This window comes from Nonomuraea sp. PA05 (assembly GCF_008086045.1).
GTDB classification, from domain to species: domain Bacteria; phylum Actinomycetota; class Actinomycetes; order Streptosporangiales; family Streptosporangiaceae; genus Nonomuraea; species Nonomuraea monospora.
Map to the genome: position 1 here is coordinate 17944 of NZ_VSEY01000019.1, position 21111 is coordinate 39054.

20 protein-coding genes are annotated in these 21111 nt (G+C 72.3%); 10 read left to right on the plus strand and 10 right to left on the minus strand.

What is annotated here, in order from left to right:
* Positions 1-13: 13 nt before the first annotated feature.
* The 5 genes from FXF51_RS28155 to rimP all read right to left on the minus strand — a co-directional run bounded on the left by FXF51_RS28155 (position 14) and on the right by rimP (position 5586).
* The gene (locus FXF51_RS28155) at positions 14-310 is read right to left on the minus strand and encodes a DUF503 domain-containing protein (RefSeq protein ID WP_080042097.1); all 297 of its coding nucleotides are present in this window, start codon (positions 308-310) and stop codon (positions 14-16) included.
* Positions 311-427: 117 nt separating this feature from the next.
* Complete coding sequence (gene infB, locus FXF51_RS28160; protein ID WP_148437696.1) at positions 428-3676, minus strand: translation initiation factor IF-2; 3249 nt, start codon at positions 3674-3676, stop codon at positions 428-430.
* A gap of 112 nt (positions 3677-3788) precedes the next feature.
* Positions 3789-4100: a YlxR family protein gene (locus FXF51_RS28165; RefSeq protein ID WP_148437697.1), complete on the minus strand. Its 312-nt coding sequence runs from the start codon at positions 4098-4100 to the stop codon at positions 3789-3791.
* On the minus strand, positions 4084-5088 hold the full coding sequence (gene nusA / locus FXF51_RS28170) for a transcription termination factor NusA (RefSeq protein WP_148437698.1): 1005 nt from the start codon (positions 5086-5088) through the stop codon (positions 4084-4086). Before nusA ends, FXF51_RS28165 begins: the two co-directional genes overlap by 17 nt.
* Positions 5089-5100: 12 nt before the next feature.
* Positions 5101-5586, minus strand: a complete 486-nt coding sequence (gene rimP, locus FXF51_RS28175; RefSeq protein WP_148437699.1) for a ribosome maturation factor RimP — start codon at positions 5584-5586, stop codon at positions 5101-5103.
* 231 nt (positions 5587-5817) lie between these two features.
* Between rimP and FXF51_RS28180 the strand changes: the two genes are divergently transcribed.
* Positions 5818-6300 carry a hypothetical protein gene (locus FXF51_RS28180; protein WP_148437700.1) on the plus strand — a complete coding sequence of 161 codons (483 nt, stop codon included), beginning with the start codon at positions 5818-5820 and terminating at the stop codon, positions 6298-6300.
* 8 nt (positions 6301-6308) lie between these two features.
* On the plus strand, positions 6309-6776 hold the full coding sequence (locus tag FXF51_RS28185; RefSeq protein WP_262379890.1) for a ferritin-like domain-containing protein: 468 nt from the start codon (positions 6309-6311) through the stop codon (positions 6774-6776).
* 22 nt (positions 6777-6798) lie between these two features.
* On the opposite strand, the gene FXF51_RS28190 is transcribed toward FXF51_RS28185, so the two are convergent.
* Complete coding sequence (locus FXF51_RS28190; RefSeq protein WP_222871507.1) at positions 6799-7896, minus strand: ArsR/SmtB family transcription factor; 1098 nt, start codon at positions 7894-7896, stop codon at positions 6799-6801.
* Between the two features lie 68 nt (positions 7897-7964).
* Here FXF51_RS28190 and FXF51_RS28195 point away from each other — a divergent pair, with 68 nt between their 5' ends.
* The gene (locus FXF51_RS28195) at positions 7965-8804 is read left to right on the plus strand and encodes an alpha/beta hydrolase (protein ID WP_148437701.1); all 840 of its coding nucleotides are present in this window, start codon (positions 7965-7967) and stop codon (positions 8802-8804) included.
* Between the two features lie 43 nt (positions 8805-8847).
* Here FXF51_RS28195 and FXF51_RS28200 read toward each other — a convergent pair whose 3' ends face one another.
* A complete protein-coding gene (locus FXF51_RS28200) occupies positions 8848-10593 on the minus strand; it encodes a proline--tRNA ligase (RefSeq protein ID WP_187414611.1) in 1746 nt (581 codons plus the stop codon).
* Between the two features lie 85 nt (positions 10594-10678).
* Positions 10679-11350 carry a hypothetical protein gene (locus FXF51_RS28205; protein ID WP_148437702.1) on the minus strand — a complete coding sequence of 224 codons (672 nt, stop codon included), beginning with the start codon at positions 11348-11350 and terminating at the stop codon, positions 10679-10681.
* Between the two features lie 135 nt (positions 11351-11485).
* Here FXF51_RS28205 and FXF51_RS28210 point away from each other — a divergent pair, with 135 nt between their 5' ends.
* Positions 11486-12424 carry an acyl-CoA dehydrogenase family protein gene (locus FXF51_RS28210; RefSeq protein ID WP_148437703.1) on the plus strand — a complete coding sequence of 313 codons (939 nt, stop codon included), beginning with the start codon at positions 11486-11488 and terminating at the stop codon, positions 12422-12424.
* A gap of 8 nt (positions 12425-12432) precedes the next feature.
* On the opposite strand, the gene FXF51_RS28215 is transcribed toward FXF51_RS28210, so the two are convergent.
* On the minus strand, positions 12433-12915 hold the full coding sequence (locus tag FXF51_RS28215) for a hypothetical protein (RefSeq protein ID WP_148437704.1): 483 nt from the start codon (positions 12913-12915) through the stop codon (positions 12433-12435).
* A gap of 94 nt (positions 12916-13009) precedes the next feature.
* Between FXF51_RS28215 and FXF51_RS28220 the strand changes: the two genes are divergently transcribed.
* Genes FXF51_RS28220 through FXF51_RS28245 form a run of 6 tightly spaced genes read left to right on the plus strand, consistent with a single transcriptional unit; the run spans position 13010 to position 20321 of the window.
* On the plus strand, positions 13010-14080 hold the full coding sequence (locus tag FXF51_RS28220; protein WP_148437705.1) for an LLM class flavin-dependent oxidoreductase: 1071 nt from the start codon (positions 13010-13012) through the stop codon (positions 14078-14080).
* Positions 14080-15141: a hypothetical protein gene (locus tag FXF51_RS28225; protein ID WP_148437706.1), complete on the plus strand. Its 1062-nt coding sequence runs from the start codon at positions 14080-14082 to the stop codon at positions 15139-15141. The genes FXF51_RS28220 and FXF51_RS28225 overlap by 1 nt, the downstream gene beginning before the upstream one ends.
* Positions 15142-15153: 12 nt before the next feature.
* Positions 15154-16662 carry an AMP-binding protein gene (locus tag FXF51_RS28230; protein ID WP_262379891.1) on the plus strand — a complete coding sequence of 503 codons (1509 nt, stop codon included), beginning with the start codon at positions 15154-15156 and terminating at the stop codon, positions 16660-16662.
* 40 nt (positions 16663-16702) lie between these two features.
* Positions 16703-17884 (plus strand): class I adenylate-forming enzyme family protein, encoded by a 1182-nt coding sequence (locus FXF51_RS28235; protein ID WP_148437707.1) that lies wholly within the window; start codon positions 16703-16705, stop codon positions 17882-17884.
* A gap of 9 nt (positions 17885-17893) precedes the next feature.
* Complete coding sequence (locus tag FXF51_RS28240; protein ID WP_262379892.1) at positions 17894-19195, plus strand: FAD-dependent oxidoreductase; 1302 nt, start codon at positions 17894-17896, stop codon at positions 19193-19195.
* Positions 19179-20321, plus strand: coding sequence for a DUF6986 family protein (locus tag FXF51_RS28245; RefSeq protein WP_148437708.1), 1143 nt, complete (start codon positions 19179-19181; stop codon positions 20319-20321). The genes FXF51_RS28240 and FXF51_RS28245 overlap by 17 nt, the downstream gene beginning before the upstream one ends.
* Before the next feature lie 13 nt (positions 20322-20334).
* Here FXF51_RS28245 and FXF51_RS28250 read toward each other — a convergent pair whose 3' ends face one another.
* Entirely contained in the window at positions 20335-21015 is a 681-nt protein-coding gene (locus FXF51_RS28250) for a copper homeostasis protein CutC (RefSeq protein WP_148437709.1), read from the minus strand.
* Positions 21016-21111: the final 96 nt, after the last annotated feature.

Genomic DNA, 21111 nt, shown 5'->3' on the forward strand with positions numbered 1-21111 from the left:
GCCGTGCAGTCGTTCAGTCTTCATCGTTGTAGAGCCGGTGCCGGGCCGACAGGAGCTCGATCTCGGGGCGGAAGGCCACCATGCGCTCGCAGGCGTCCAGCACCTCCTTGCAGTTACCCGCGGAGGCGGAGACAACCGCCACACCGACCTCCGCTCTGCGATGCAGGTCGAGATGGCCGGTCTCAGCCACCGCGATGCTGGGATAACGGCGCTGCAACTCGGCGATCAGCGGCCGTACGACAGAGCGCTTCTGCTTCAGCGATCTGACGTCGCCGAGCAGGATGTCCAGGGTCAGAGCACCCACATACATCGTTGGTCACCACCGCTTGGCTGGGTGTGTGAGCACGCCGGGCCTGCTGCGGTGGGGACCAGGCCCGGGCGTGCGAGAGGCGCCCGGCGGATGTCCCGCCGGGCGCCCGGCCGCGCGTCACACGCGCGGCTTCTCCCGCATCTCGAACGTCTCGATCACGTCGTCGATCCTGATGTCGTTGTAGCCGACACCGATACCGCACTCGAAGCCCTCGCGGACCTCGGTCGCGTCATCCTTGAAGCGACGCAGGGACGAGACGGTCAGGTTGTCCGCGATGACGACGCCGTCGCGGATCACCCTGGCCTTGCTGTTGCGGACGATCAGACCGGAGCGGACCAGCGAACCGGCGACGTTGCCGATCTTCGGCACCTTGAAGACCTCGCGGACTTCGGCGGTGCCCATCTGGACCTCTTCGAACTCGGGCTTGAGCATGCCCTTGAGCGCCGCTTCGATCTCCTCGATCGCCTGGTAGATGACCGAGTAGTAGCGGATGTCGACGCCCTCGCGCTCGGCCAGGTCGCGCGCCCGGGGCTCGGGGCGGACGTTGAAGCCGATGATGACCGCGTTGTCGTCGGCGACGGCCAGGTTGACGTCGTACTCGGTGATCGCGCCGACCGCGCGGTGCAGGACACGGAGCCTGACCTCGTCGCCGACGTCGATCTTGAGCAGGGCGTCTTCCAGGGCCTCCACCGAACCGGACACGTCACCCTTGATGATGAGCTTGAGCTCGTCGACGCGGCCCTTCTCAAGGTCGCTGAACAGCTCTTCGAGGGTGCGGCGACGGCTCGACTTCGCCATGTCGGCGCTGCGCTTGCGCGCCGCGCGCTGCTGGGCGATCTGCCGGGCCATCCGGTCGTCGGTGACCACGATGAAGTTGTCACCGGCGCTCGGCACGGCCGTCAGACCCATCACCAGGACGGGACGCGACGGCGTGGCCTCCTCGACCGGCTCGCCGTTGTCGTCGAGCATCGCGCGGACGCGGCCGAAGGCCTCGCCACACACGATCGAGTCGCCGACGCGCAGCGTGCCGCGCTGGACCAGGACGGTCGCGACGGGGCCGCGGCCACGGTCGAGGTGCGCCTCGATCGCGATGCCCTGGGCGTCCATCGTCGGGTTGGCCCGCAGGTCGAGCTCGGCGTCCGCGGTCAGCAGGATGGCCTCGAGGAGGTTGTCGATGCCCGTGCCGTTCTTCGCCGAGATGTCGACGAAGAGGGTCGAGCCGCCGTACTCCTCGGCCACCAGGCCGTACTCGGTGAGCTGGGCACGGACCTTGTTCGGGTCTGCGCCCTCCTTGTCGACCTTGTTGACCGCGACCACGATCGGCACCTCGGCCGCCTGAGCGTGGTTGAGAGCCTCGATCGTCTGCGGCTTCACACCGTCGTCGGCCGCGACCACCAGCACCGCGATGTCGGTGGACTTGGCGCCTCGGGCACGCATGGCGGTGAACGCCTCGTGACCCGGGGTGTCGATGAAGGTGATCTTCCGCTCTTCGCCCTCGTGCTCGGCGGCGACCTGGTAAGCACCGATGTGCTGGGTGATGCCACCCGCCTCGCGCGCCACCACGTTGGTCTTGCGGATGGCGTCGAGCAGCTTGGTCTTACCGTGGTCGACGTGACCCATGACGGTCACGACCGGCGGACGCGCGGCCAGGTCGGCCTCGTCGCCCTCGTCCTCGCCGAACTCGATGTCGAAGGCCTCGAGAAGCTCGCGGTCCTCCTCCTCCGGGCTGACGACCTGGATGTCGTAGTCGAGCTCCTGACCGAGAAGCTGCAGCGTCTCCTCGTTCACCGACTGCGTCGCGGTCACCATCTCGCCCAGGTGCAGCATGATCTGCACGAGCGAGGCGGGGTTCGCGCCGATGCGGTCGGCGAAGTCGGACAGCGACGCGCCGCGCGGCAGGCGGATCGTCGCGCCGTTGCCACGGGCGACCTGCACACCGCCGATCGCCGGCGCCGACATGTTGTCGAACTCCTGGCGCCTCTGACGCTTGGACTTGCGGCCACGCGCGGGACGGCCGCCGGGACGCCCGAAGGCTCCCGCGGTGCCGCCACCACGGCCACGGCCGCCGCCACCGGGACGGCCGCCGAAGCCACCGCCGCCGCCACCGCCACCGGGACCACCGGTGCCGGTGCGCGGACCGGCGCCGCCGCCACCCGGGCGACCGGCGAAACCGCCGCCGCCACCCGGACGACCGCCGCCGCCACCACCGGGACGGCCACCGCCGCCACCGCCGGGACGACCGCCACCGCCACCACCGCCACCCGGACGGCCACCGCCGCCGGGACCGGCAGGACGACCCTGCGGCATCATCATCGGGTTGGGACGCGGGCCACCCGGACGGGGACCGCCCGCACCGCCACCGCCGCCGGGACCCGGACGCGGGCCTCCGCCGGAGGGCGGGCCGGGACGCGGACCCGGAGTGGGCCTGTCGCCACCACGGCCCTGCGGCGGACGCGGCATCGCGCCGTCGCGCGGCGGGCCGTCACGGCGCTCGCGCTGGCCGGGGCCGCCGCCACCTTCGCGGTTGCCACCGGGACGCGGCGGACGGGACTGGCCCATGCCGCTGGCGTTGGACGAGAACGGGTTGTTGCCCGGACGCGGGCCACGCGGACCAGGCCGCGGGCCGGGGCCGGGACGCGGGCCGCCACCGGCGGGCGCGCCGGGACGCGGCGCGGGCGCCGAACCGCCGCGGTCGCCGCCACGGTCACCACCACGGTCGCCGCGGTCGCCACGCTCAGCGCGGTCACCACGGTCGCCGCGCTCACCACCACGCTCGCCGCCGCGCTCACCACCACGCTCGCCGCCGCGCTCACCACCGGGCCCACCGGGGCCTCCGGGACGCGGGCCGGGCTTGGGGCCGGGACCGGGACGCGGGCCGCCACCGGCGGGGCCGGGACGCGGACCAGGGGTCGGCCGGGCGGGCGCGCCGCTCTCGAAACGCGCCTGCGGGGCACCGGAGGTCTCGCCGCGAGCGGCCTCGGGGGCCTGCTGCGGCTGCTGGTGCGGCATCGGCACCGGCGGGCGCGGCTGACCGCCGCCGCCCTGCGGGCCGGGACGCGGACCGGGCTTGGGGCCCGGGCGCGGTGGAGCGGGAACCGGTGCCTGCCCGGCACCGTTACCGGCCTGGCCTTCGGCCGGCCGGGGCGCAGCCCTTGGCGGCTGCGGCTTGTTGGACGGCTGACCGCCGCCCCTAGAGGAGCCTCCCTTGGAGACCCCTAGCGCTTCGGTGAGCCTGCGGACCACCGGCGCTTCGATGGTCGAGGACGCCGAACGGACGAACTCTCCCATCTCTTGGAGCTTGGCCATGACGACCTTGCTCTCTACGCCGAACTCCTTAGCGAGCTCGTATACCCGGACCTTCGCCACTGCACTCCCTTACTCGGCCCGGGAGGCTGGCTGTGCCGTCCGGACCGTCGCTACCTTGACGTCTTCATCGCCGCGTGCTCATCAGGCGCTCATAGCAATCTGACTCCGCCCATCAACTCGGCGTCCTACATGACATTTCTTGGTCTCCCTCCAGGTGCGCTCGCACGGGCGAGCTGTCAAGCGGCCCCGGCACGCGGAACGCGCGCGGGAACGCTCGGCGCCGCTCGGCAAGCTCCAGACAGCTCAGGGACGGGTGCAGCGATGCACCTCGCCCCGGGAGCCGTCCGCGCAGGTCAGGGACCACTTGGCCCTCGACCCGCACCAGACGGAGCAGCTCGGACTTAGCCTCGCGAGCCCGGCAGCCCACACAGGTGCGCTGTGGGACCGCTCGGCCACCATATTCCAGCTTACCGTGTTGACGCATCTACGGAACCGGCGGCGTCCTCGGCTTGTGTATCGGGCCGGATGTCGATCCGCCATCCCGTGAGTCTCGCGGCTAGCCGGGCGTTCTGTCCCTCTTTGCCGATCGCCAGCGAGAGCTGGTAGTCGGGCACCGTCACCCGCGCGACCCGGCCTTCGAGATCGAGAACCTCGACGTGGGAAACGCGCGCCGGCGACAGGGCATTCCCCACGAACTCGCCCGGATCCTCGGACCAGTCGATGATGTCGATCTTCTCGCCGTGCAGCTCCGTCATCACGTTGCGGACCCGCGAACCCATCGGGCCGATGCAGGCGCCCTTGGCGTTCACGCCCTGCTTGCGCGACCTGACGGCGATCTTGGTGCGGTGACCCGCCTCGCGCGCCACCGCCGCGATCTCCACGGTGCCGTCGGCGATCTCCGGCACCTCCAGCGCGAACAGCTTCTTGACCAGCCCGGGGTGCGTGCGCGACAGGGTGACGGACGGGCCCTTGTGACCCTTCTTCACCTGCACCACGTAAGCGCGGATGCGCTCGCCGTGCACGTACTCCTCGCCGGGCACCTGCTCGGCGTGCGGCAGCACGGCCTCGATCTTGCCCAGGTCGACCAGCACCACGCGAGGGTCCTTGCCCTGCTGGATCACGCCGGAGACCAGCTCGCCCTCGCGGCTGGCGAACTCGCCGAAGTTGATCTCGTCCTCGGCGTCGCGCAACTGCTGCAGGATGACCTGCTTGGCGGTGGTCGCGGCGATCCTGCTGAAGTTGCTGGGCGTGTCGTCGAACTCCCTGACGACCTCGCCGTCATCGTCGAGCTCGGCCGCCCAGATCGTGACGTGACCGCTGCCCCGGTCGAGCTCCGCCCGCGCCTTGGACGCGGCGCCGTCGGTGCGGAAGTACGCGATCAGCAACGCGTCCTCGATCGCCTTGACGACCAGGTCGAAGGAGATGTCCTTCTCCCGCTCCAGGCTGCGCAGGACGCTCATGTCGATGTCCACGACGGCTCCCCCTTAGCCTTCGTCGCCGTCGACGTCGTCGATTCGGCGGAATTCCACCTGCACCCGTCCGCGGGTCAGGTCCTCGAAACCAAGCCTGCGCGGCGCGCCCGAGACGTCGAGGTCGACGCCGCTCTCGTCGGCGGCCACGACGCGGCCCTCCACCACGGATCCGTCTCTCAGCTCCGCCTTCACCAGCCGCTTGGCGGCACGGCGCCAATGGCGCGGCTCGGTGAGCGGGCGATCGACGCCCGGCGAGGACACCTCCAGCGTGTACGCCGCCTGGCCCATCGCGTCGTCGTCGTCCAGCGCCGTGGAGACGGCCTGGCTCACGTCGGCCACGTCGTCGAGGCTCACGCCGCCGTCACGATCCACGATCACGCGCAACAGCCGTCTCTTGCCTGCCTGGGTGACCGTGATGTCCTCCAGGTCGAGGCCCTCCGCGCTGACCACGGGCTCCAGGAGCTTCATCAGGTGGTCGCGGGGTGATGCGCTGCCCATATCGACCTCCCCTATTGTCATGTCTCAGCCGGGCGGACCTCGCCTCTGGCTCTCCGCCGTCTGGCCGCTCAGCCAGCGACGACAGTTGACACCCTATCCGTATGAGGGCACGGAAAGAGCGCCACTCGTCGCGGTCGAATGGCGGAGCGTCGCCGGACGGCGATCGCGGGCACTGGCCGTACGATGCTACCGAGGCCCCAACGGGCCGGTGACACCTGGAGGTTCGAGTCCGTGCGCGCGCGTCAGCTCTCCCGTCGGGCCCTGCTGGCGGGCGGGGCCCTGCTGGCGGGCGGGGCAGCCGCGCTGACCGGCTGCAGCGACTCCGGGCCCGCTCGGCCGACCGCCGCCCCGCCGTCCGACTCGCCCGAGACCGTGCTGCTCAAGGGGCTCATCGCGGAGAAGGAGCGGACGATCGCGCTCTACTCGTCGCTGATCAGCGGCGGGGCCGAGAAGCTGGGGCCGTTCCGCGACCGGCACCAGGCGCATCTGGACGAGCTGCGCAAGTACGTCCCCTCCACCTCCGCCTCCGCCTCGCCCTCCCCTGCCGCTTCGCCCGTCAAGGCGTCGCTGTCGCGGTTGCGGGAGCTGGAGCGCAAGGCCGCCGCCGCGCGGCCACGCCAGCTCGGCGGCGTCTCACCCGGAGTGGCCCAGCTCATCGCCAGCATCGGGGCCTGCGAGGCCGCCCATGCCGTCGCCCTTCCTAAGTCCCTGTGAGGTTCTCGGTGAGCTCTGCCGACGACATGGAGAAGCTGCGCAAGGCCCTGGCCGCCGAGCACGCGGCGGTGTTCGCGTACGGGCTGCTGGCGGCGCGCACCTCGGGGGAGGTCCGGCGGCGGATGAGCGCGGCCTACGACGCGCACCGGGCGCAGCGCGATCGGCTCCGCACCCTCATCACGACGCGTGGCGGGCGGCCCGCCGAGCCTGACGCGTCCTATGCGCTGCCGTTCTTTCCCTCCGACGCCAAGCTGGCCGTCAAGCTGGCGGTGCAGCTGGAGAACGGGGTGGCGGCGGCCTATCTGGAGCTGGTGTCCGCGCGGGACGTGAAGGTGCGGGAGCATGCGGCGGCGGTGATGCAGCAGGCGGTGACCCGGGCGTACAGCTTCAAGCCTGATCCGCCGGCGGCGTTTCCCGGCATGCCTGTGGCGGCGTCTCCACCTGCTTCGCCGTCGGCGGGCTCTGCCGGCGGCTGAGCCTCCGCCTGGTGTGAGGCGGTCAGTGGTAGAGGATCGACAGGAGGTCCGGGCCGAGGCGTTGCACGGCGTCGGCGTCGAGCTGGTAGTAGACGACCGGCCCGCGACGATGCGTGTGCACCAGCCCCGCCTCCCGCAGCCGCCGCAGGTGGCGGGAGACCTGCGGCGCCGTCATCCCGAGCTGGTTGGCCAGCTCGGACGTGGCCACCGGGTTGCGCAGGATGGCGTGGCACAGCCGCAGCCGGGTCGGGTCCTGGAGGGCGGCCAGGCGGCGCCGGGCGGTGTCGAGGCTGGGGGTCTCTGCGGCGTCGGCACTGTACTGGATGACGACCGGATAGCCCGGGTAGTGCTTGATGACGAAGTGGGGCCGCCCGTGGACGGTGGGGACGAGGAGGCAGGGGCGGGCGGCGGTGACGCGGGCGGTGGCGTTGTAGAGCTTGTCGAAGACGACGTGCAGGCGCCGCCCCGACGGGGTGCCCGCCGTAGCGGTCGGGAGGCCGGACAGGGTCAGGGCGCCCCTTCTGCGCAGGTCACGTTCGCGCAGGGCGCCGTCGTGGTCGAGGGTGCGGCGCAGGGCGGGCCACTCGGCGGCGAAGGCGGCGCGGGCGAAGGCGGCCAGGAAGTCCAGCAGCCGCGCCCGTACGGCGTGCGGGTCGGCGCGCAGCCGGCCGCCGATCTCCTGGCGGCTGGAGGAGATCAGCCGGAGCCTGTGCAGGGTCTCGTCGCTGAGGCGGGGCGCCAGCTCGGTCTCGTTCACGCCGATCAGCGCCTGCACGGTCATGGCCACGAAGTCGCCGATGGGCAGCTCGGCCACCTCGCCCAGCTCGTCATCCAGGGTGCGTCGCCGACCGGCGGAGAGCGGCAGGAGGTAGCGGGCGCGGAAGGCGCCGTAGAGCGGCGCCCAGGCGGCGGCGGTGGCCAGCAGGCCCGCGTCGAGCCGCGCGTGGGCCCTGGCCACCCAGCCCGCGCTGAGGGGGTGGTGGCCGGGCTCGTCGAGGGCGTGCAGGCAGGCGCACAGCTCGGCCAGCGGAGACTGCTGGACGGCGATGGGCACGGCGGTCGTGGAGGCGTCAGACGGGTCTCGGGTGCCGGGGGTGTCGACGATGAGCGTGACGGCCACTCTGCAGGTTACCGCGTAGGCGTCAATCGGCTTGTGGACCTGCCCGCGTTCCCGCAGGCTGTCGCCTCATGGCTGAGGAACTGCACGTGGTCAGGCATCCGACCGGCTTCTATTCGGCGGGCGCCACGACCGTCTTCGCGTCCAGACACGACCAGAGGTTCTCCTACTGCCTGTACGTGCCGTCCGCGCACGCCCCGGACGGCGAGCCCCTCCCCCTGGTCGTCCTGCAGCACGGGACGGGGCGGCGCGGCCCGCAGTACCGGGACAACTTCGCGAGGTGGGCCGAGGAGCACGGCTGTCTGGTGCTGGCGCCGCTGTTCCCGGCCGGCATCGGGCGGGATCCGGAGGACCTGCACAACTTCAAGTTCCTGCGGTACGGCGACATCCGCTTCGATCTGGCCCTGCTGGCCATGGTCGAGGAGGTGGGCGAGCGTTTCAACGTCCGGACGGAACGGTTCCTGCTGCACGGGTTCTCTGGCGGCGGGCAGTTCGTGCACCGGTTCGCCTATCTGCATCCCGAGCGGCTGGCCGGGGTGTCCATCGGGGCGCCAGGACGGATCACCTACATCGACCGGGACAGCCCGTGGTGGGTCGGGCTGCTGGGATTCGAGGAGGAGTTCGGGCGTGCGCCGGGGGTGGCGGAGCTTCGGAACGTTCCCGTGCAGATGATCGTGGGCGGTGCCGACGTGGAGACGTGGGAGATCAACAACCCGGGCGACTCCAACTGGATGGAGGGCGCCGACGCGTTCGGGGTGACGCGGGTGGAGCGGCTGACGGCGTTGCGGGACAACTTCGAGGAGCACGGCATCGGCGTGCGGTTCGACGTGGTGCCGGGTGTGGGGCACGAGCCGATGCTCCTGCTCGGGCCGGTCAAGGACTTCTTCGCCGCGATCCTCGCCCGACGGTGAGGAGCCCTCCCCGCGCGGGAAGGGCTCCGTCCGTACGGGAGGGTCAGGCGTTGACGGCGGCCAGGATGCGGTCGGCGGCCTCGGCGAGCGGGATCTCGGACTTCTCGCCCGAGACGCGGTCACGCAGCTCCACGACCCCCTGCGACAGCCCGCGCCCGACGACCACGATCGTCGGCAGGCCGAGCAGCTCGGCGTCCTTGAACTTGACGCCGGGCGAGACCTGCGGCCGGTCGTCGACCAGGACGCGCAGCCCGCGCGACTCCAGCTCGGCGCCCAGCTCCAGGGCGGCCTCCACCTGGTTCTCCTTGCCGGTGCCGACGATGTGCACGTCGGCGGGCGCGACCTCGCGCGGCCACACCAGGCCGAGCTGGTCGTGGGCCTGCTCGGCGATGACGGCCACGGCGCGGGAGACGCCGATGCCGTAGGAGCCCATGGTGATGCGGATGGGCTTGCCGTCGGGGCCGAGCGCGTCGAGGCCGGCGGCGTCGGCGTACTTGCGACCGAGCTGGAAGATGTGGCCGATCTCGATGCCGCGGTCGATGGACAGCCCGGAGCCGCACCGGGGGCAGGGGTCGTCCGCGCGGACCTCGGCGGCCTCGATGGTGCCGTCGGGGGTGAAGTCGCGGCCCGCGACCACGTTGGCGGCGTGCTTGCCGGGCTCGTTGGCGCCCGTCACCCAGGACGTGCCGGTGACGACGCGGGGGTCGACGAGGTAGCGGATGCCCAGCTCACGCAGCACCTGCGGACCGATGTAGCCGCGGACGAGGCCGGGGTGCCTGGCGAAGTCGGCGGCCTCGAAGATGGCGGGCTCGCCGGGCGCCAGCGACGCCTCCAGGCGCTTGAAGTCGACCTCGCGGTCGCCCGGCACGCCGATGATGAGCGTCTCGACCTTGTCGGAGCCCGGCGTGGTGACCTTGACGACGACGTTCTTCAGCGTGTCGGCGGCGGTGACGGACAGGCCGTGGTGCTCGTTGACGTACGACACCAGCGTCTCGATGGTCGGGGTGTCGGGGGTGTCCATGACCTGCAGCGCGGGCAGGTCGTCGAAGGAGCGCGCGGCGGGGGCGGTGGTGACGACGGCCTCGGCGTTGGCCGCGTAGCCGCAGGAGTGGCAGGCGACGAACGTGTCCTCGCCGGTGGGGGTGGGCGCCAGGAACTCCTCCGACGCCGAACCGCCCATCGCGCCCGACGTCGCGAAGACGATCTTGTAGGTGATGCCGAGGCGGTCGAAGGTGCGGATGTAGGTCTCGCGGTGCTGCTCGTAGGAGCGCTTGAGCCCGTCGTCGTCGAGGTCGAAGGAGTAGGAGTCCTTCATCAGGAACTCACGGCCCCGCAGGATGCCGGCCCTGGGCCGCGCCTCGTCGCGATATTTGGTCTGGATCTGGTAAAGCGTGACCGGATAGTCCTTGTATGAGGAGTATTCGCCCTTGACCATGTCGGTGAAGAGCTCCTCGTGGGTGGGACCGAGGAGATAGTCGGCGCCCTTGCGGTCCTGGAGGCGGAACAGGGTGTCGCCGTATTCGGTCCAGCGGCCGGTCGCCTCGTAGTATTCACGGGGCAGCAGGGCGGGGAAGAGCACTTCCTGGCCGCCCATGCGGTTCATTTCCTCGCGAACGATCTTCGCTACGTTCTCCATGACCATTTTGCCGAGGGGGAGCCAGGAGTAGATCCCGGGCGCGACGCGGCGGACGTAGCCGGCTCGGACGAGGAGCTTGTGGCTCGGCACTTCCGCGTCTGCCGGGTCGTCCCGCAGGGTGCGAAGAAACAACGACGACATGCGCAGCAACACGGCTACTCCTTGCTCGAACCCGAATGTGGAGGACTACAGGCTATCGAGTCGGAGGAGCCCCGCGCTCGGGCTTATCCGGGCGGGCTCAGACGGCCAGGGGGACCCAACCGGCGACGAAGGCGGCCAGGCAGACCGTGAACAGTCCCGCGAACACCGCCGACACCGCCAGCGCCCGCACTCGTCCCCGCGCGTTCCTGCGCAGCCCCAGCACCAGCACCACGGACGCCAGCCCGACCGCCACCGCGGGGCCGGGCCAGAACGACTGGTCGCTGTCGATGAACCCGGGCGTCGCCCGGTCCACCACGTCGGCGATCAGTGCCGCGCCGACCGCACCCGCCGCCACGTCGCCCCAGCCGTCGTTCCTGCGGGTGGCGTAGGCGAGCAGGCCCAGGCCCACGAGCAGGGCGAGCGTCCAGTTGAGCCCGGCCGCGCTGCCGCCGATCACGTCGAAGGCCTCGCGGCCGCGCAGCGCGCCCGCGCCCATCGCGGCCACCAGCGTGGACACCGCCGCCAGGAACGTCGTCACCAGCGCCCAGCCGAACCCGGACGCGGTGGCGCCGACGATCAGCGAGAGGGTGAGATAGGCGTAGGGGTCGTAGATCTGGCCGAGCCAGGCGGGGCCGTTTCCGGAAATGAGCATGCCGGTCAAGCCGACGGCCAGGCCTCCGGCGAAGGCCGCCAGCAAATGGCGTTCGATGGCGCGCTGACGCCGGTCGTATTCGGCGAAGTCGGCGTAGTCGATGGTGGTGTTGTTCATGTCCATTTCCCTGGTCAACCCCTCCCCGTGAATCGTCTGGGGATGACCACATCCAGATTATGTGACCATACAAAAAAGGCAAATTTCGGTCATGTCCATTCAAAAACAAGCAATCGCTTGGTTATGATCTGACGCGTGGCACTCGCCGATGAGCTTCGCGCCGCCGTCCGCGACTATCTGGCCGGCCGTCCCGGCGCGCCCTGGCAGGCGTTCGCGCGGGACGTGGGGATCGCCGGGCTGCTCGTGCCCGCCGAGCACGGCGGCGCGGGCTGCGGGCCGGCCGAGATGGCGGCCGTGGCGGAGGAGCTGGGGCGGGTGCTGTCACCCCACCCCTTCCTGCAGTCGGCCGTCATGGCGGTGGAGGCCGCCGCGGCCTGCGGGGCGGACGAGCTGCTGGAGGAGCTGGCGGGTGGCGCGAGCGCGACCGTGGTGCTGCCGGGTGACGGGGAGCTGCGGCTCGACGGGGACGTGCTCACGGGGGTGGCGCCGTACGCGCTGGAGGGTGAGCTGGTGCTCGCCTACGCCGGCGGTTCTCTGGTGCAGGCCGTGCCCACACGGCGGACGCGGCACGTGACCATGGACGAGAGCCGGCCCTTGCGGCGGCTCGACTTCGAGGGCGTCCGGGTGCGGCGGCTGGGCGACGGGGCGTCGTGGAGCCGGGTGCGCGACCTCGGGATCGCGGCGCTGGCGGCCGAGCAGGTGGGCGGGGCGCAGCGGTGCCTGGAGATGGCGGTCGAGCACGCCGGACGGCGGCACCAGTTCGGGCGGCCGATCGGGTCGTTCCAGGCGATCAAGCACAAGCTGGCCGATCTGCTGCTGCTGGTGGAGTCGGCCCGGTCGGCGGCGGGGGCGGCGGCCGAGGACGAGGTGGCGGCGGCCGTCGCGGGGTCGTACTGCACGGAGGCCTATCTGATGGCGGCCGGGGAGAACATCCAGGTGCACGGGGGAATCGGGATCACCTGGGAACACCCCGCCCATCGGTACCTCAAGCGGGCGACCTCGGACGCGCAGCTCTTCGGGCCGCCGCAGAATCACCGTGCCCGGCTGGCCGCGCACGCCCTCGGCACGGGCTGACCACAGGGTCAGCCGCCGAGGAGTTCCTCCCAGGGGTGGCGGGTGTTGGTGCGGCGAGTGGTGTCGAGGGCCTCGGCCAGCCGCCAGAGGCCCGGCCGCGCGCGAACCCCCGCCCGCCCCATCGGATCGACGGCCCGCAGCTCGAACCGCACGCCCATCACGTCGAGCACCGCCGACGCACCGTCGGAGGGCCCCGCGCGAGTGACGAGGGAGCCGTCGTAGTCGGGGTCGCGGACGTGATCGGCCAGCAGGTCGGCCACCTCCGACGCGTAGGGCCCGTCGCGCCACTCGATGTGCCAGCTGTGGTCGGCTCCACGCCACCACGTCAGGTCGCGGCACGACTCGATGAACTCGGCCTCGGAGGCCAGCGCGGCCATCACGCGGCCGAACGCCTCGTACCGGCGGGCGCTGGTGAGCGAGAGGTCGTCGCCTTGGTCCGGAGACGTGCCGCTCTTCGGCCGCCGCAACGCGTGCTTTCGCTTCACAGGCATCCACTCTGATCGCCGCCGCGCCCTTCCCGCAAGTCTTTGCCGCTGATACGCTCTACCAAGCGAGCGCTTGGTTTCCTACTTCGCCGGAGGCGCGATGACGTCGTCCCTACGGATCAGCCTGGGGTATGAGCTGGAGGTACGCGGTCGCACCCGCGAGGTCGAGCAGCAGGCGTTCCAGAACGTGATCGATCAGGTCGTCCTGGGCGACCGGCTGGGCTGCGAGGCCGCCTGGTTCGTGGAGCACCACTTCACCAGGGGCTTCTCCCACTCCTCCGCCCCCGATCTGGTCCTGGCCGCCATCTCGCAGCGCACCGAGCGCATCCGCCTGGGGCTCGGGGTGGTGCTGCTGCCGTTCCAGTCACCGATCCGCACGGCCGAACGCGTCGCCACCCTGGACGTCCTGAGCGGCGGCCGGGTCGAGTTCGGCACCGGGCGGGGCGCGTCCCCGCTGGAGTACCAGGCCTTCCAGCGGCCGTTCGAGAAGTCGCGGCAGATCTGGGAGGACTCCCTGGAGGCCACGCTGGCCATCTGGCAGGCCGACGGCGAGCCCGTCAGCCGGTCGAACGAGTTCTTCGAGATCCCCGACGTGGCCGTCTACCCGCGTCCGGCCCAGCGGCCCCACCCACCCGTCTGGGTGGCCTCGACCTCGCTGGAGGGGTATCTGGCCGCCGCCAGGCACGGCTACAACCTGCTCGGCATGACCATGCTCAAGGGCATCGACGACGTCGCCGCCGACATCGCGCGATACCGGGAGTGCCTGGCCGAACACGGCTACGACCCGGCCACCCGCCGCGTCGCGCTGATGATCCCCTGGCACGTCGCCCCCACCCGCGACGAGGCCACCGCCACGGCCGCCGACCCCGTCCTGTGGTACATCCGCCGCCAGGTCAACCTCGTCACCCCGCCCGACTACTACGACGCCCGCCACGCCACCCACCGCGTGCTCGGCCAGCTCGCCGCCGGCCTGCCGCCGGAGGAGGCGATGGCCACGCTGCGCGAGCACCTGATGGTGGTCGTGGACGACGTGGAGGGCTCGCGCAAGGCCCTGGCCAGGATCGCCGAGGCGGGCGCGACGGACCTGATCATCCAGGCGCAGGTGGGCGGCCTGGCGCACGAGCGGGTGTGCGAGTCGATCTCCCTGTTCATGAAGGACGTGATGCGTTGATGGCACGCTGGCTGACCCGGGACGACCTCGGGGCCGCCGCGGGCTCGGCCACCGGGCTGCTGCTGGTCTCCCCCGACGTGTCCAGCGTCTTCCCGCTGTCCCCCGGCGACCGTACGGCGGCGGCGGGCCTGACGGGGGCGGCGCTGCGCGAGGCGGGGGCCGGCGAGCGCGACCGCGTCGTGGTGGCCCTCGCCGAGCCGGCCGGCGCGCTGTGGACGTCGGCGGCGGCGGACGTGGCGGAGGCCGCCGCCCGCGTGGATCCGCGCGGCCGGATGCGCCTGCACCACGCGCTGAGCGCGCTGAAGGCCACCACGCTGGTCGCGACCCCGACGGGCGCGATGGACTTCCTGGCCCGCCTGCATCTGGAGTTCCTGCTGGACCCGCTGGACCTCGGGCTCAGGAACATCGTGCTGACCGGCGAGATCGCCGCCAAGCGCACGCTCGGGCACCTGGCCGGCGAGTTCGGCGCGACGGTCACGGAGGTGCTGGCCAGCCCGTTCAGCGGCGGCGCGCTGGCCTGGCGCGGCGCGGAGGAGGAGCCGCTGCGGCCGCTGGCGGACGGCGTGCTGGGGCTGGCCGCCCTGGCCAAGGACGGCCCCCCGGACGGGGACGGGCCGGCGGAGCTGGTCGTCACCCCGGCGGCGCACTCGACGCTCGGTGACGCCGTGCTGCGCACCGGGCTCGTGGCCAGGGCCGCGGACGGCGAGGGCATCCCCGCGCCGGCCCACACGGTGGGCGAGCACGTGCTGGTCAGGGGCGTGTGGCTGGCACTGCCGCGCATCGACAAGGCGCTGTCGCGTATCGACGGCGTGGCGGGGTGGGAGCTGGCGATCAGCCGGCAGGGGACGCTCGACACGGCGGCGCTCACGGTGACGTTCGCCCGGCGGAGCCTGGTCGGCAACCCCATGTGGAAGTCGCGGATCGAGCAGGCCGTGCGGGCGCTGACCCCCGTGTCGATCGCCGTGGAGATCGCCCAGGAGGTCTCCGAGACGCCCGCGCCCGGCACCGTGCACGACCTGCGCGGCCACCACCTCGGCAGGGACCGGGCGCTCATCACCTAAGGGGGGCAGCCGATGGGATCGATGCCGGGCTGGGGGACGCTCCCCCGCATGCTGCGCGACCAGGCCGCACGCCATCCGGACCAGGTCGTGATCGCCGATCCCGCGGGCCCGCGGCTGACGCTCGCCGGGTTGCGCGAGGCGGCCTCGCGGGTCGCGCGCGGCCTCGCGGCGCTCGGTGTGCGGCCGGGTGACCGGGTGGCGCTGTGGGGGGTGAACTCGTCCCACTGGGTGGTCCACGCGTTCGGGATCTGGGACGCGGGAGCGGTGCTCGTGCCGCTGTCGCCCCGCTACAAGGGCATCGAGGCCGCCCAGCTCCTCACCAGGACCGGCGCTGAGGTGCTGGTCGCGGAGGACTCCCTGGCTGCGCTGCTGCCCGCGCTGCCCGGCCTGCGGCACGTCGTGCCCGAGGTCGGGAGCGGCGCTCTGGCGCCCGTCCAGGAGGCCGAGGAGCGGGCGCTGGCCGTACGGCCCGGCGACCTGTGCGAGATCATGTCCACCTCCGGCACCACCGGCACGCCCAAGGGCGTGATGATCGACCACTCCCAGGTGCTGCGCGGCTACTGGGACTGGTCGGAGATCGTCGCCCTCGACGAGCACGACCGCTACCCGGTGATCGCGCCGTTCAGCCACGGGTTCGGGCTCAACGCCGGGCTCGTCGCCTGCGTGCTGCGCCGCGCCACGATGATCCCGATCGCGGCCTTCACACCGGACGGGCTGATGTCGCTGATCTCCGGGGAGCGGGTCACGGTGCTGGCCGGGCCGCCCACGCTGTTCCACCGCATGCTGGACGAGCTGGACCGCGGCTCCTGGGACGTCTCGTCGCTGCGGGTCGCCATCTGCGGCGCGGCCGCCGTGCCGGCCGGCCTGATCAGGCGGCTGGTCGAGCAGGCCGGGCTGCGACGCATGATCAACGCGTACGGGCTGATGGAGGGCACGGTCGTCTCCATGACCAGGGCGGGCGACCCCATCGAGGTGATCGCGAACACCACCGGCAGGCCCGTGCCGGGCATCGAGGTGGCGGTGGTGGACGACGACGGCAAGCCTGTCGCGCCCGGCGAGCGCGGCGAGATCCTGCAGCGCGGCTACGGCGTGATGCGCGGCTACTGGGACGAGCCCGAGCGGACGGCCGAGGTGATCGACGCGGACGGCTGGCTGCACACCGGCGACGTCGGCGTGCTGGACGAGGCGGGCAACCTGGCCATCGTGGACCGCAAGAAGGACCTGTACATCGTCAACGGGTTCAACGTCTCCCCCGCCGAGGTCGAGTCGCTGCTGCTGCGGGAGGGCTCGCTGGCGCAGGTCGCGGTGGTGGGCGTGCCCGACAGGGTCTCCGGCGAGTCCGGGCTGGCGTACGTGGTGCCCAGGCCCGGCGTGACGGCCGACCCCGAGTCCCTGCTCGTGTGGGCGCGCGCCAACATGTCCGGCTACAAGGTGCCCCGGCGGATCGTGGTGCTGGACGCGCTGCCGACCAACGCCAACGGCAAGGTGGACAAGGTCATTCTGCGCCGTCACGAAACGTAGCGGAGTAGCGTGGAGGCACGCCCTTCGTCCGGGAGCCGCCATGTTGCGCCTGCTCGCCGGTGAGGCCGCACGTAGGTTCGGGGGGCGCGCGGCCGTCGTCACCGGCTCCGCCCTGCTGTCCTTCGCCGACCTCGACCGGCTCTCCGACCAGGTCGCCGCCGGGCTCGCCCATCGTGGCGCCCGCGTCGGCGACGTCGTGGTGCTGGCGTTGCCCGACGGGCCGGAGTTCGTGATCTGTTACGTGGCGGCGGCCAAGATCGGCGCGGTCACCGCCGGGATCGGGGTGGAGCGCCTGGGCCTGCTGGCCAGCCTGGACCCGGCCATCGTGATCACCGCGCCGAGCGTGCTGCCGCCGCTGACCGGGCTGGACGTGGTGACGCTGCCCACCGACCGGGGCCGGCGCTCGCCGCTGACCTACGACCCCGTCCGGCTCACCGGCCTGCGCAGGCCCGAACCGCCTCCGCCGCCGTTCCCGCCGGACCCCGCCCGGCCGGTGGTGATCACGTTCACCGGGGGCAGGACGGGGCCGCCCAAGGGGGTCGTGTTCGGCAACCGCCAGCTCGAAGCGATCCGCGCCCACGGGGCCGGGCTCCGGTGGGGCACCGGGGACGCCAGGCTGGTGCCGCACCCGCTCGGACAGCTCGGCTTCGTCACCCGGCTGCCGGTGGTCCTGCAGACCGGGCGCACCTGCCACGTCGTGCCCCAGTGGAGCCCCGACGCGGCGCTGCGGGTGCTGCGCGACCACAAGATCGGGGTGCTGCAGGGCACCCCGTACCAGTTGTCGCGCATTCTCGACCTGCGCGAGGACCTGCCGGCGCTGACCCTCATCCTGGCCGGCGGCGCCCCCGCCACCCCGGCGCTGATCAGGGCGTTGCGCACCAGATACGGCGTGCCCGTCTGCAACCGCTACCTCTGCACGGAAGCCGGGCTCGGGCTCGGCACCGCGCCCGACGACCCGCCCGAGGACGCGGAGCTCAGCGTGGGCAGGCCGCGCACCGGCGTGAACGTCTCCATCAGGGACGGAGAGGGCCGCGCGCTGCCCGACGAGGACCACGGAGAGGTGCTGCTCCGCTCGGAAGCCGTCATGAGCGGTTACGTTGGCAGGAGCCCCGATCATGCGGTATTCGCCAAGGACGGGTTCATCCGCACCGGCGACCGGGGATACATCGATCACACTGGCCGGTTACGTCTGGTGGGACGTGTCGCACGGAGACCGGCATAGGGAGGCGGCGTGACGTTGCACGTGGCGGTCATCGGGTCGGGCCCCGCCGGGATCTACACGGCCGAGGCGCTGGTCAAACAGTCGGCGGAGCCGGTCGAGGTCGACGTCGTCGAACGGCTGCCGACCCCGTACGGGCTGGTCCGGTACGGCGTGGCGCCCGACCACACCTCGATCAAGTCGATCGCGAACTACCTGCGCAAGGTGCTGGAGCTGCCCCAGGTGCGCTTCCTCGGCGGCGTCCGCCTCGGCTCCGACGTGTCGGTCGAGGACCTGCTCGGCGTCTACGACGCGGTCGTCTACTGCACGGGCGCGATGGTCGACAGGAAGCTCGGCATCCCCGGCGAGGACCTGCCGGGCAGCGTCGCCGCGACCGACTTCGTGAACTGGTACTGCGGGCACCCCGACGTCGATCCCGGCCGGTTCACGCTCGACACCTCCGAGGTCGCGGTGATCGGCGTCGGCAACGTCGCCGTGGACGTCGTGCGCGTCCTGGCCAAGACGGCCGACGAGCTGCGCGCCACCGACGTGCCGCACGAGGTGCTGCAGCGGCTCGGCGAGAGCGAGGTGAAGGCCATCCACATGGTCGGCCGGCGCGGCCCCGAGCACGCCAAGTTCACCCTCAAGGAGCTGCGCGAGCTGGGCGAGCTGGCCAACGCCGACGTGTGCGTGCGCCCCGACGAGGCCGTCGTGCCGGGCGGTGACTTCCCGCGCCAGGTGCAGGGCAACATCAAGGTGCTGCAGGGCTGGGCCGGTCGGGAGCCGGTGGGCCGCCCGCGCCGCTTGGACGTGCGCTTCTGGATGCGGCCCGTCGAGATACTCGGTGCCGAGCGGGTCGAGGGGCTCAAGCTCGAACGCACCCGCCTGTCGGAGGAGGGCCGCGTGGTCGGCACCGGCGAGTACGAGACGCTGCCGGTCGGCATGGTGCTGCGCTCGGTCGGTTACCAGAGCGTGCCGCTGCCCGGGGTGCCGTTCTCCGAGCGGACCATGACCGTGCCGAACGAGGCCGGGCGGGTGCGCGACCGCGAGTACGTGGCGGGCTGGCTCAAACGCGGGCCCACCGGGGTGATCGGCACCAACAAGTCCGACGCGGCGGAGACCGTCCGCACGCTGCTGGCCGACCTCGACGGCGGCGAGCGCGTCGGCTCCGGCGGCATCGACGTGCTGCTCGCCGAGCGCGGGGTCCGGCCGATCACCTACGAGGAGTGGCAGGCCATCGAGGCGGCCGAGGCGGAGCTCGCCCAGTCGCTCAGCCGGGGCGAACGCGTCAAGCTCGTCGGACTGGAGGCCATGCTCCGTGCCTGCCGTCCCTGAGGGTTTCGCCGAGGCGTACCGGCTGCAGCAGGCCCGCTATCCCGAGGCCAGGCCCGGCTGGCAGCCCGTGCACACCGTGTACGTGCCGGCCGACCGCTTCTCCGCCGGCACCGTCACCGAATGGGGCGACCAGGCGCTGTCGCTGCTCAAGGCCCACCTGGCCGGGCCCGGCGAGGTGGCCGAGGTCTTCGGCGTGCCGTCCGGGCTCGCCGCCGTGGTGCACGAGATGTTACTGCGCAAGCTGTCCACCGAGCCGGTCGAGGACCTGCGCGTCGACTTCGAGGACGGCTACGGCGTGCGGCCGGGCGCCGTCGAGGACGGCCACGTCACGCAGGCCGTCGAGGCGATCGCCGCGATGCACGCGGCCGGGACGCTGCCGAGGCGGTGGGGGCCCCGGGTGAAGTCGTTCGCCGACGGCGACCCCGAGCGGTCGGCGCGCACCCTCCACGGGTTCGTCACCGGGGTGGCCGGGCAGGTCGGTGAGCTGCCCGGCGGGTTCACGGTGACCTTCCCCAAGGTGCTGATGGAGGCCTACCTCGGGCAGTTCGTGAGCGTGCTGGAGGAGCTGGAGCGCGGGCTCGGGACGCGACTGCGGTTCGAGATGCAGGTGGAGGCGCCGCAGACGCTGCCGTTCCTGCGCGGCGATCTGAACGAGTCGCTGGGCGGGCGGCTGGCGGCGGCGCACTTCGGCGTCTTCGACTACACGGCCGCGCTGGGGCTGCCGCCGCACGAGCAACGGCTCGACCATCCCGCCTGCGACCACGCGCGGCACGTCATGCAGACGGCGTTCGCGGGGACGGGGGTGGAGCTGTCGGACGGATCCCTGGCCGCCTCGCCCGCCTCCGACCGTGCGGGGGACGTGCACGGGTTGTGGCGGCGGCACGCCGAGCTGGTCCGCCACTCGTTGCGGCACGGCTTCTACCAGGGGTGGGACATGCACCCGTCGCATCTGGTGAGCCGGTTCGCCACCGTGTACGCCTTCCACCTGGCGCGGTACGAGTCGTACCGGGAGCGGGTGCTGGCCTGGGAGGAGCGCCGGTCGGCCGGGGGCGGCGTGATGGACGAGCCCGCCACGATCCGCACCCTGGCGGCCGCCCTGCGCCGCGCGGACGCCGCCCTGCCCTGAACTCCCGGCCGGCTCAGTCGCGCTCCACCAGGGCCCGCCACTGGCGTACCAGACGCCACTCGACCGGGTCCGACCAGCTCGCCCGCACGGCCGAGCCGACGTGGAAGGCGCGGATGCCGTAGTCGAGCAGGGCGGGCACGTGGGCGGGCCGCAACCCGCCGCCGGCCAGCACGATCGACCCGTCACCCGCGTCGGCGCGCGCCTTCAGCACGGGCAGGCCGTCGCCCACGCCGGTGGGCGCGCCCGAGGTGAGCACGGTGGCCAGGTTCGGCAGCAGCCGCACGGCCCGCCAGGCGGCCTGCACGTCGGCGGCGTGATCGACGGCGCGGTGGAACGTCCACGGCAGCGGCGAGACGGCGTGGATGAGCGCCTCGGTGGCGGTCAGGTCCACGGCTCCCGCGCCGTCGAGGAAACCGAACACGAACCCGGCCGCGCCGGCCTGCTTCAGCGCCTTGGCGTCGCGGCTGAGCCGCTCGACGACGTCGGGGTCGGCCGTGAAGCTCGCGTCGCAGCGCAGCATCACCATCTGCGGGAGCGGGCACTCGGCGGCGATCGCGGCGACCGTCTCCGGGGCGGGGGTCAGCCCGTCGGCCGCCATGTCGGCCACGACCTCAAGCCGGTCGGCGCCGCCCTGTTCGGCGGCCACGGCGTCGCGCACGTTGAGCGCGATCACCTCAAGGAGGGATCCGGTCATGTGGGAGAGGTTATATGGCGCTTTGCGCCCTTGTGCCAGAGAGTTGACCCGCGCTTCGGGCGCGCACGGGCCCGCACCAAGCTCACGACCTGGTGC

Bases quoted from the DNA above. Each gene is read 5' to 3' on its own strand.
- FXF51_RS28205 (WP_148437702.1), bottom strand. From the start codon at position 11,350: ATGAACAACACCACCATCGACTACGCCGACTTCGCCGAATACGACCGG.
- FXF51_RS28235 (WP_148437707.1), top strand. From the start codon at position 16,703: ATGTTGCGCCTGCTCGCCGGTGAGGCCGCACGTAGGTTCGGGGGGCGC.
- FXF51_RS28195 (WP_148437701.1), top strand. From the start codon at position 7,965: ATGGCTGAGGAACTGCACGTGGTCAGGCATCCGACCGGCTTCTATTCG.
- FXF51_RS28250 (WP_148437709.1), bottom strand. From the start codon at position 21,015: ATGACCGGATCCCTCCTTGAGGTGATCGCGCTCAACGTGCGCGACGCC.
- FXF51_RS28225 (WP_148437706.1), top strand. From the start codon at position 14,080: ATGGCACGCTGGCTGACCCGGGACGACCTCGGGGCCGCCGCGGGCTCG.
- FXF51_RS28165 (WP_148437697.1), bottom strand. From the start codon at position 4,100: ATGCGTCAACACGGTAAGCTGGAATATGGTGGCCGAGCGGTCCCACAG.
- FXF51_RS28215 (WP_148437704.1), bottom strand. From the start codon at position 12,915: ATGCCTGTGAAGCGAAAGCACGCGTTGCGGCGGCCGAAGAGCGGCACG.
- FXF51_RS28220 (WP_148437705.1), top strand. From the start codon at position 13,010: ATGACGTCGTCCCTACGGATCAGCCTGGGGTATGAGCTGGAGGTACGC.
- FXF51_RS28230 (WP_262379891.1), top strand. From the start codon at position 15,154: ATGGGATCGATGCCGGGCTGGGGGACGCTCCCCCGCATGCTGCGCGAC.
- rimP (WP_148437699.1), bottom strand. From the start codon at position 5,586: ATGGGCAGCGCATCACCCCGCGACCACCTGATGAAGCTCCTGGAGCCC.
- FXF51_RS28155 (WP_080042097.1), bottom strand. From the start codon at position 310: ATGTATGTGGGTGCTCTGACCCTGGACATCCTGCTCGGCGACGTCAGA.